Origin of the sequence: Kitasatospora putterlickiae (assembly GCF_039527695.1) — a bacterium.
Classification (GTDB): Bacteria; Actinomycetota; Actinomycetes; order Streptomycetales; family Streptomycetaceae; genus Kitasatospora; species Kitasatospora putterlickiae.
On the sequence record NZ_BAAAKJ010000274.1, the window covers coordinates 5,370 to 14,744 of the forward strand.

The following is a 9,375-nucleotide window of genomic DNA, read 5'->3' on the forward strand; positions in this document are numbered from 1 at the left end:
GTGCTGCTCACCCCGTTCCTCCTGCTCTTCACCGCGTGCACGCTGATCCCGATCGGCTACGCGATCAAGCTCAGCCTGTTCACCGAACGCCGCTCCGGCCTCGGCTTCGGCGACGCCGAGACGGTCTTCACCGGGCTCGGCAACTACACCCGGGCGCTCGGCGACGCGGCGTTCCGCGACGGGTTCCTGACCGCCGCGCAGTACTGCCTGCTCTACATCCCGCTGATGACCGGCCTGGCGCTCGTCCTCGCCCTGCTGCTGGACTCCACGCTGGCCCGCGCCCGGCGCTTCTTCCAGCTGACGCTGTTCATCCCGCACGCCGTGCCCGGCATCATCGCCGCCCTGCTGTGGATGTACCTGTACACCCCCGGCATCAGCCCCGTGCTGGACGTGCTGGAGAGCCTGGGCACGCAGCCCGACCCGCTCGGCCACCCGCTGCCCGCCGTGGTCAACATGGCGCTGTGGCAGTGGACCGGCTACAACCTGGTCATCTTCTACGCCGCCCTGCAGGCGATCGACCGCACGGTGCTGGAGGCCGCCGTCGTCGACGGCGCCGGCCCGCTGCGCACCGCCCTGAGCATCAAGGTGCCGCTGATCCGGCCCTCGATCGCCATGGTCGGCCTGTTCACCGTCATCGGCTCGCTCCAGCTGTTCACCGAGCCGATGATCCTCTACGGCACCTCGCCGGGCGTCACCTCCTCCTGGACCCCGAACATGTACGCCTACACGGCCGCCTTCGAGCGCCACGACTACGGGCTCGCCGCCTCCGCCTCGGTGCTGCTGGCCCTCGCCGCGGCGGGGCTCTCCTTCGCCGTCACCCGGCTCACCCGGGGCCGTTCCGAACGCCGCCGGGAGGCCGACGCATGACCACCACCGTCACCCGCCCCAGCGCCGCCCCGCCCGAGCGGCCGGGCCGCGCGAACCGCCCGCGCCGTCCCTGGACGCTCTCCAAGGCCGCCGTCAACGGCACCCTGGTACTGGCCACCGTCTACACCCTGTGGCCGCTCGGCTGGCTGCTCACGGCCTCCGCGAAGAACACCGCCGACCTGCTGGGCGGGAACGCCCTGGGCGCCGACAACTTCCAGCTCGGACAGAACCTGAGCGACCTGGCCTCCACCGGCGACGGCATCTACTTCCGCTGGTACCTCAACTCGCTGCTGTACGCCGGGATCGGCTCCCTGCTGTGCGCGCTGGTGTGCGTCGCGGCCGGCTACGCCTTCCACGTCTACCGCTTCCCCGGCAAGGAGAAGCTGTTCGGCCTGGTGCTGCTGGGCGTGCTGGTGCCCACCACCGCGCTCGCCCTGCCGATGTACCTGCTGGCCTCCGAGCTCGGCATCGTCAACACCTTCTGGGCCGTCTTCATCCCCTCCCTGGTCAACCCCTTCGGCGTCTACCTGGCCCGGGTCTTCTGCGCCGGCTACGTGCCGAACGAGGTCCTGGAGGCCGCCCGGATGGACGGCGCCAGTGAGCTGCGGACCTTCTGGTCGATCGGGCTGCGGATGGTGATGCCCGGCTTCGTCACCGTGCTGCTGTTCCAGTTCACCGCCATCTGGAACAACTTCTTCCTGCCGCTGGTGATGCTCTCCGACAACCGGCTCTTCCCGGTCAGCCTCGGCCTGTTCAGCTGGAACGCCCAGACCAAGGCCTTCCCCGAGTACTACCCGCTGGTCATCACCGGCTCGCTGCTCGCCGTCGTGCCGCTCGTGCTCGCGTTCGTGCTGCTCCAGCGGCACTGGAAGGCCGGCCTGACCGCAGGGAGCGTCAAGTGAACCCGTACCCCGCCGACACCGCGACCGGCACCCCCGCCGCGACCGCCCCCACCCCCGACCGGGAGGACACCGTGCCCGACGGCCGGCCCGTCTGCCGTCCCCGCGCCGTCCTCGCCATGCACCGCGAGCTCGCCGGCCGCCTGATCGACCCGCACACCCTGGCCCGGCTCACCGCGCTGGCCGACCTCGACCCCGGGCTCGTCCTGGACGACTTCGGCACCCCCGAGGCCCGCGCGGCGCTCGCCGACGCCGAGGTGATCGTCTCCGGCTGGGGCTGCCCGCCGATCGACGAGGAGGTGCTGGACGCCGCGCCGCGGCTGAGCGCCGTCATCCACGCCGCCGGCTCGGTCAAGCACCACGTCACCGAGGCCTGCTGGCGCCGCGGCCTCCAGGTCACCTCCGCGGCCTGGGCCAACGCCCTGCCGGTCGCCGAGTACACCGTCGCCGCCGTGCTGCTCGCCAACAAGCGGCTGCTGGAGATCCGCGAGGAGTACCGGCTCCGGCGCGCCCCGCACGACTGGCAGCTGGCGTACGCCACGGCGGGCAACTACCGGCGCACCGTCGGCATCGTCGGCGCCTCCCGGATCGGCCGGCGGGTGCTGGAACTGCTGCGCCCGCACGACCTCGACCTGCTGCTGCACGACCCCTACGTCGACCCGGCCGAGGCCGCCCGGCTGGGCGCGCGCGCCGTCGAGCTGGACGAGCTCTGCGCCGCCTCCGACGTGGTGAGCGTGCACGCCCCGGAGCTGCCGGCCACCCGGCACCTGATCGACGGCCGCCGGCTCGCCCTGATGCGCGACGGCGCCACCCTGGTCAACACCTCCCGCGGCTCGCTGGTCGACCAGGAGGCGCTGGTCCGCGAGGTCTCCTCCGGGCGGCTCGACGCCGTCATCGACGTCACCGAGCCCGAGGTGCTGCCCGCCGACTCCCCGCTCTACGACCTGCCGAACGTCGTCCTCACCCCCCACGTGGCCGGCTCCCTCGGCGGCGAGCTGCACCGGATGGCGGCCGCCGCCGCGGACGAGCTCGCCCGCTACACCGCCGGGCTGCCGTTCGCCCACCCCGTCCTCGCCGAGGACGAGCACCGCACCGCGTGATCCCGCGCCGCGCCCCTGTGCCGCGCGGCCCCGCACCACGCGCTTCCCGCGCCGCGCGTCCTCGCACCGCGCGTTCCCGCATCACGTGCTCCCCGCACCAGCAACGAATCGGAGAACCCCCATGTCCCGCAGGGTGATCGGCATCGTCATGAACGGCGTCACCGGCCGGATGGGCTACCGCCAGCACCTGGTCCGCTCCATCCTGGCCATCCGCGACCAGGGCGGCCTGCCGCTCGGCGACGGCGACACGCTGTGGCCCGAGCCGATCCTGGTCGGCCGCAGCGCCGACAAGCTCAAGGACCTCGCGGAGCGGCACGGCCTCACCCACTGGACCACCTCGCTCGACGAGGCCCTCGCCCACCCGCTCGCCGAGATCTACTTCGACGCCCAGGTCACCCCCGCCCGCGAGGCCGCGCTGCGCACCGCGATCGCCGCCGGCAAGCACGTCTACACCGAGAAGCCGACCGCCGAGTCGCTGGAGGCCGCGCTCGCCCTCGCCCGCCTCGCCCGCGACGCCGGGGTGTGCAACGGCGCCGTGCAGGACAAGCTCTTCCTCCCCGGCCTGCTCAAGCTCAAGCGGCTGGTGGACAGCGGGTTCTTCGGCCGGATCCTCTCGGTGCGCGGCGAGTTCGGCTACTGGGTCTTCGAGGGCGACTGGCAGCAGGCCCAGCGGCCGTCCTGGAACTACCGCGCCGAGGACGGCGGCGGCATGGTCCTCGACATGTTCCCGCACTGGCGTTACGTGCTGGACGGCGTCATCGCCCCGGTCCGCTCGGTGTACGCGCACACCGCCACCCACATCCCCGAGCGGACGGACGAGCACGGGCGGGTCTACCGGGCCACCGCCGACGACGCCGCGTACGGCGTGTTCGAGCTGGAGGGCGGCATCACCGCCCAGATCAACTCCTCCTGGGCGGTCCGGGTGGACCGCGACGAGCTGGTGGAGTTCCAGGTGGACGGCACCGAGGGCAGCGCGGTCGCCGGGCTGCGCGAGTGCCGCTTCCAGCACCGGGCGGCCACCCCCAAGCCGGTCTGGAACCCGGACCTCCCGGCCACCGAGCCGTTCCGCGCGCAGTGGCAGCGGGTGCCGGACAACGAGGAGTTCGACAACGGCTTCAAGGCGCAGTGGGAGCTGTTCCTGCGCCACGTGGCCACCGGCTCCCCGTACCACTGGGACCTGCTGGAGGGTGCCAAGGGCGTGCAGCTCGCCGAACTCGGCCTGCGCTCGGCCCGCGAGGGACGCCGACTGGACGTCCCCGAGCTGTCCCTGTGACGGCCCGCCGGCCGCACCCGGGCCGGCCACCGAGCACCCGGCCGCCCGGGCGGCGACCGCCCCGAAGCCGCCCGCCGACGAGACGAATGCGCTGACACCATGACCGAGATCGTTCTGCCCGGCCACGGCCGGATCCGGCTGCGCGAACCCGCGGCCCTGCCCGCCTCGCCCGCCCCCGCCCGTTCCCGGACGGCCTTCGCCGCCGCCCACGTGGTCGCCGACCCGCTGGGCGACAACGCCCCCGGCGCGCCCGCCGCCATCGACTGGGACACCACCCTCGCCTTCCGTCACCACCTGTGGTCGCTGGGCCTGGGCGTCGCCGACGCGATGGACACCGCCCAGCGCGGCATGGGCCTCGACTGGCCGGCCACCCGCGAGCTGATCACCCGCTCCGGGGCCGCGGCCCGCGCCTGCGGCGGCCGGCTGGCCTGCGGCGTCGGCACCGACCAGCTCGCCCCCGGGCCCCACCCGCTGGACGCCGTCCGGGCCGCCTACCAGGAGCAGCTGGCCGTGGTCCAGGAGGCCGGCGCCCAGCCGATCCTGATGGCCAGCCGCGCCCTGGCCGCCGCCGCGCGCGGCCCGGAGGACTACCTGGAGGTGTACGGCGAGCTGATCGCCGCCTCCGAGCGGCCGGTGCTGCTGCACTGGCTCGGCGAGATGTTCGACCCCGCGCTCGCCGGCTACTGGGGCTCCCCCGGCCTCGACGCGGCCGCCGCCACCGTGCTGGAGCTGATCGGCGCGCACGCCGACCGGATCGAGGGCATCAAGGTCTCCCTGCTGGACGCCGACCGGGAGGTCGCCCTGCGTCGCGCCCTGCCGGCCGGGGTGCGGATGTACACGGGGGACGACTTCCACTACCCCGAGCTGATCCGCGGTGACGAACTCGGTCACAGCCACGCCCTGCTGGGCGTCTTCGACCCGATCGCGGCCACCGCCGCGGCGGCGCTGCGGGCGCTGGACGAGGGCGACCTCGACCGCTACGAGGAGCTCTTCGCGCCGACCCTGCCGCTGGCCCGGCACCTGTTCGCCGCGCCGACCTTCCACTACAAGACCGGAGTGGTCTTCCTCGCCTGGCTGGCGGGCCACCAGGACCACTTCACCATGGTGGGCGGCGCGCAGAGCGGACGCTCGGTGCCCCACCTGGTGGAACTGTTCCGGCTCGCCGACGCCGCCGGGGTGCTCCCCGACCCGGACCTCGCGGCCGACCGGATGCGCCGCCTGCTCGCGGTCGCGGGGGTGACGGCATGAGCGGCACCACCGCGGTACACGGCCTGGAGAGGCTGTCGCTCAACCAGATCACCACCCGGGGCTGGAGCCTCCCGGAGGCGGTGCGGGGCTGCGTGGACGCCGGCATCCCGGCCATCGGGCTGTGGCGCGACAAGGTCGCCGAGACCGGCCTGGCCCGCTCCGCGAAGCTCTGCCGGGACGCCGGACTCGCCGTCAGCAGTCTCTGCCGGGGCGGGTTCCTCACCGCCGACGGGCCCGAGGAGCGCCGGGCCGCGCTCGCCGACAACCTCCGGGCCATCGAGGAGGCCGCCGAACTCGGCACCGACACCCTGGTGCTGGTCGTCGGCGGCCTGCCGGCCGGCAGCCGCGACCTGGTCGGCGCCCGCGCCGCCGTCGCCGACCTGCTCGCCGAACTCGCCCCGCACGCCGGTGACTTCGGCGTGCGGCTGGCGATCGAGCCGCTGCACCCGATGTTCTGCGCCGACCGCGCGGTGGTCTCCACCCTCGGCCAGGCGCTCGACCTCGCCGCCCCGCACCCCGCCCGGCAGGTCGGCGTGGTCGTGGACAGCTACCACGTCTGGTGGGACCCGGCGCTGCGCGAGCAGATCGCCCGCGCCGGACGGGAGGACCGGATCGCCTCCTACCAGGTGTGCGACTGGACCCTGCCGCTGCCCGCCGACGCCCTGCTCGGCCGCGGCCACGTCGGCGACGGCCACATCGACTTCCGCGCCCTCACCGACCTGGTCGGCGCCGCCGGGTACCGGGGCTGGATCGAGGTCGAGATCTTCAACCAGGAGATCTGGGACACCCCGGGCGAGCAGACGCTGCGCACCCTGATCGAACGGCACCTCACCCACCTGGCGCGGCCGTGAGGGTCGTCGTCGCCCCCGACTCCTTCAAGGGCACCGTCACCGCCCGGGACGCCGCGCTGGCGCTGGCCGCCGGCTGGCGCTCGGTGCGGCCGGACGACGAACTGCTGATCCGGCCGATGGCCGACGGCGGGGAGGGCACCCTCGACGCGCTCGCGGCGGCCCTCCCCGGCGCGGTCGCGCACCCGGTCCCCGGCTGCACCGGCCCCGACGGGCGGCCGGTCACCGGACGCTACGTGCTGCTGCCGGACGGCACCGCGCTGGTCGAACTCGCCGACACCGGCGGCCTGCCCCTGCTCGGCGGCGCCCTCGCCCCGCTCACCGCCGGCACCCGCGGCACCGGTGAGACCATCGCCGCCGCGCTGGACGCCGGCGCCCGGCGGCTGACCGTCGCGCTCGGCGGCTCCGCGTCCACCGACGGGGGCGCCGGACTGCTGGCCGCCCTCGGGCTGCGACTGCTGGACGACACCGGCGCCCGGCTCCCGGACGGCGGCGGCGCCCTCACCCGGGCCGACCGGCTCGACCGCACCGACCTGCGCGCCGCCCCGCCCGGCGGCGTCCGGCTGCTGACGGACGTCACCAACCCGCTGCTCGGCCCCACCGGGGCGGCGGCGGTGTACGGACCGCAGAAGGGTGCGGACCCGGCCCGGGTCGCCCTCCTGGAGGCGGGGCTGCGCCGCTTCGCCGAGCTGCTAGGCGGCGATCCGGCCCGCCCCGGCTCGGGCGCGGCGGGCGGCACCGCCTACGGGCTGGTGACCGCCTGGGGCGCCGAGGTGGTCCCCGGCGCGGCGGCGGTCGCCGAGCTGACCGGACTCGACGAAGCCCTGACCGGGGCCGGACTGGTGATCACCGGCGAGGGCCGCTTCGACGCCACCAGCCTGCTCGGCAAGGCGGTCGGCGAGGTCCTCGTCCGCGCGGAGCGGGCCGGCACCCCCGCCCGGGTCGCGGCCGGCGAGGCCGCCGGCCCCGGCGCGCTCACCCTCACCGAGCTGTCCGGCGATCCCGCCGACGCCCGCGGGCGGGCGGCCCACTGGCTCACCGCCGCCGGCGCCCGGCTGGCCCGCGCGCACGCCACGGGCTGACCGGGACGGCTGCCGGTCACGCCGGGCACACCCGCTCCTCATCAACCGACGGGCCTTCAAACAACAGGACAACAAACCGCCACGGCTGGGAAATGGCGCTCCCTGCTCAAATTTGGGTGTAGAATCGTAGGCACGAGGGAGCCTTTGGGGCCGATGTTGAAGGCATCGGCAGGCCACCCACCAGCAGGGGGATCCACCGCCATGAACTACCACCTCGACACCGCCCGCGCCATCATCGACGAGCGGATGCGGGAGGCCGAGCAGCACCGGCTCGCCCACGCCCTGTACCTGAAGCACCGCGCCGAGGCCAAGTCCCGTCGCGCCCGCCTGCTGCTCGCGCGCCTCGGCGGCTGAGCGTCGGCACCCGGGCGGCGGCCGGAGCACACCGGCCGCGAAGAACCCACCGCCCGAGCAGGACCCGTCGGCCCCGCGGCACCCGCCGTCCGCGGGACATCCGGCGGACGAACGACGACCGTCCGGCCCACCGCCGATGACGGCCGATCACCCCGGATCAGGGGCCCGGCCGTCCGCCTCGCGCACGCCCGTCAGGCCGGGTAGCGGATCGAGCCCAGCGGGGGGCAGTGGGTGAGCGTGGTGTCGGCGCCGGGCCGTTCGACGAAGGCCCGGGCCTCGGAGACGCGCAGGCGCTGGGAGTCCAGGACGTCGGCGTCCCAGGCGTCGCGCCTGGCGCGGGCGTAGTCCCAGGTGTCGTCGATGAGGCTGAGACTGTTGTTGCCGGAGGCGCGCTGGAAGTCCGCCTTCACGGCGGCCTGTTGGAGCGCGGTCTGGGCGGCCGCGAGGTCGACCCGGGTGATCAGGACGCCGACCGTGTCCGGTTCGCGGGTCGGCAGCGGAGCCTGCGGGAGCAGGGACACCCCGGAGTCGTAGCGGCCCAGGTTGTCGACGCTCGCCCGCTGGGCGTCCCGCATCATGAGCCCCATCTCCTGGTGCGCCCAGAAGAACTCGTCGAGGTCGGCCTGGGTGACGCGCATCCGCCGGTACAGGGCCTGGAAGCGGGGATCGTGGTGCAGCGGCAGCACGGGGGGCGTGTGGAGCGAGACGCAGTCGTTGAAACCCCCCGCCACCGCGGCCTCCAGATGGAGGATCGCCAGGTCCGCCCGCCCCTCCATGCACGCCAGCCCGGCCAGGTTCGCGTGGCCCGAAGCGGCGAGCCACGCGCCGTCGGGGCCGAGCGCGCCGGCACGGGCGATGACGTCGTGCAGGCCCCTGGTACCGGCCACGGGGGCGCCCTTGGTCAGGATTTCCACCAGTACCTCGTGCAGGCGGGCGGCGAGTGAGTTGACGGTGTCGACCACGGATCTCCTCGGACCTCGTCGGTGAAGAACGGACGGGGTGTCACCTCTGGGGCCCTCCCCGTGGAGAGGACGGGCGGACGGGGCGGTCGGTTCCGGGCCGTCGGCGCGCGGCTCAGCGCAGCTTGCGCAGGGCTATGTACTGGTCCGGATCCATCAGGTCCATGGTGTAGCGGAGGGTGCCGTCCGGCCGCATGGTGATCAGCCGGTAGGTCGACCGGTCGGTGATGCACTCCGCGCCGGGCGAGGAGTCCGTCGTCCGGGCCGCGTAGGAGAGCTCGTCCTCCTTGACCGAACTGAGCTTCCACTTGCCTTCGCACCAGATGCCCGTCTTCGGCGTCTCGGCGCGGATGCCGCTCTTCTCCTCGTCCTGCGCCGACTGGGCGATGGTGAGGGTGACGGTGGTGACGATCCCGTCGGTGGTCTTGCGCTCGCCGACCCACGTTCCGATGAACTTGTCCGGGACGATGCCCACCGCGGGGTTGGCGGCGCCGCCCTTGCCGCCCTTGCCGTCGTCGCCGTCGTTGTCGCGCAGCCGCTCGACGAGCAGGTAGCCGCCGCCCAGCAGGAGGGCGAGGACCAGCACGGCCGCGGGCACGCCGTACCCCCGCCGGCCCCGTGGTGGCCGGGGGTGCGGCGGGTGGCCCGGCGGTGGCAGCGGGGGCTGGTGCCGGGTGGGAGCCGGGGTCGGCGCGTACGGTCCGACCGGTCCGGCGTGTCCCGCGTGTCCCGCGGTCGGCGGGCC

At 74.5% G+C, this 9,375-nt stretch carries 10 protein-coding genes; 8 read left to right on the plus strand and 2 right to left on the minus strand.

Annotated features, from left to right (window positions below; translation table 11 throughout):
- The 8 genes from ABD308_RS27290 to ABD308_RS27325 form a co-directional block, all read left to right on the plus strand.
- Positions 1 to 867, plus strand: an 867-nt coding sequence (locus ABD308_RS27290) for a carbohydrate ABC transporter permease (RefSeq protein WP_344339807.1), incomplete at its 5' end; no start/stop codon positions are given.
- A complete protein-coding gene (locus ABD308_RS27295) occupies positions 864 to 1,769 on the plus strand; it encodes a carbohydrate ABC transporter permease (RefSeq protein ID WP_344339810.1) in 906 nt (301 codons plus the stop codon). The genes ABD308_RS27290 and ABD308_RS27295, both read left to right, overlap by 4 nt.
- Before the next feature lie 116 nt (positions 1,770 to 1,885).
- Entirely contained in the window at positions 1,886 to 2,866 is a 981-nt protein-coding gene (locus ABD308_RS27300) for a hydroxyacid dehydrogenase (RefSeq protein WP_344339842.1), read from the plus strand.
- Between the two features lie 121 nt (positions 2,867 to 2,987).
- Positions 2,988 to 4,139, plus strand: a complete 1,152-nt coding sequence (locus ABD308_RS27305) for a Gfo/Idh/MocA family protein (RefSeq protein ID WP_344339814.1) — start codon at positions 2,988 to 2,990, stop codon at positions 4,137 to 4,139.
- A 99-nt stretch (positions 4,140 to 4,238) separates the two neighbouring features.
- Entirely contained in the window at positions 4,239 to 5,387 is a 1,149-nt protein-coding gene (locus ABD308_RS27310) for a dihydrodipicolinate synthase family protein (RefSeq protein WP_344339820.1), read from the plus strand.
- Positions 5,384 to 6,238, plus strand: a complete 855-nt coding sequence (locus tag ABD308_RS27315; protein ID WP_344339824.1) for a sugar phosphate isomerase/epimerase family protein — start codon at positions 5,384 to 5,386, stop codon at positions 6,236 to 6,238. The genes ABD308_RS27310 and ABD308_RS27315 overlap by 4 nt, the downstream gene beginning before the upstream one ends.
- Positions 6,235 to 7,317, plus strand: a complete 1,083-nt coding sequence (locus tag ABD308_RS27320; RefSeq protein ID WP_344339827.1) for a glycerate kinase — start codon at positions 6,235 to 6,237, stop codon at positions 7,315 to 7,317. The genes ABD308_RS27315 and ABD308_RS27320 overlap by 4 nt, the downstream gene beginning before the upstream one ends.
- A 201-nt stretch (positions 7,318 to 7,518) precedes the next feature.
- Positions 7,519 to 7,671: a hypothetical protein gene (locus tag ABD308_RS27325; RefSeq protein ID WP_344339831.1), complete on the plus strand. Its 153-nt coding sequence runs from the start codon at positions 7,519 to 7,521 to the stop codon at positions 7,669 to 7,671.
- A 191-nt stretch (positions 7,672 to 7,862) separates the two neighbouring features.
- On the opposite strand, the gene ABD308_RS27330 is transcribed toward ABD308_RS27325, so the two are convergent.
- Together ABD308_RS27330 and ABD308_RS27335 are read right to left on the minus strand one after the other, a co-directional pair.
- A complete protein-coding gene (locus ABD308_RS27330) occupies positions 7,863 to 8,633 on the minus strand; it encodes a hypothetical protein (protein WP_344339836.1) in 771 nt (256 codons plus the stop codon).
- Between the two features lie 112 nt (positions 8,634 to 8,745).
- The gene (locus tag ABD308_RS27335; RefSeq protein ID WP_344339839.1) at positions 8,746 to 9,228 is read right to left on the minus strand and encodes a hypothetical protein; all 483 of its coding nucleotides are present in this window, start codon (positions 9,226 to 9,228) and stop codon (positions 8,746 to 8,748) included.
- Positions 9,229 to 9,375 lie beyond the last annotated feature (147 nt).

Coding starts and splice junctions, on each gene's coding strand:
- ABD308_RS27300 (WP_344339842.1), top strand. CDS start 1,886: ATGCACCGCGAGCTCGCCGGCCGCCTGATCGACCCGCACACCCTGGCC.
- ABD308_RS27315 (WP_344339824.1), top strand. CDS start 5,384: ATGAGCGGCACCACCGCGGTACACGGCCTGGAGAGGCTGTCGCTCAAC.
- ABD308_RS27295 (WP_344339810.1), top strand. CDS start 864: ATGACCACCACCGTCACCCGCCCCAGCGCCGCCCCGCCCGAGCGGCCG.
- ABD308_RS27305 (WP_344339814.1), top strand. CDS start 2,988: ATGTCCCGCAGGGTGATCGGCATCGTCATGAACGGCGTCACCGGCCGG.
- ABD308_RS27325 (WP_344339831.1), top strand. CDS start 7,519: ATGAACTACCACCTCGACACCGCCCGCGCCATCATCGACGAGCGGATG.
- ABD308_RS27310 (WP_344339820.1), top strand. CDS start 4,239: ATGACCGAGATCGTTCTGCCCGGCCACGGCCGGATCCGGCTGCGCGAA.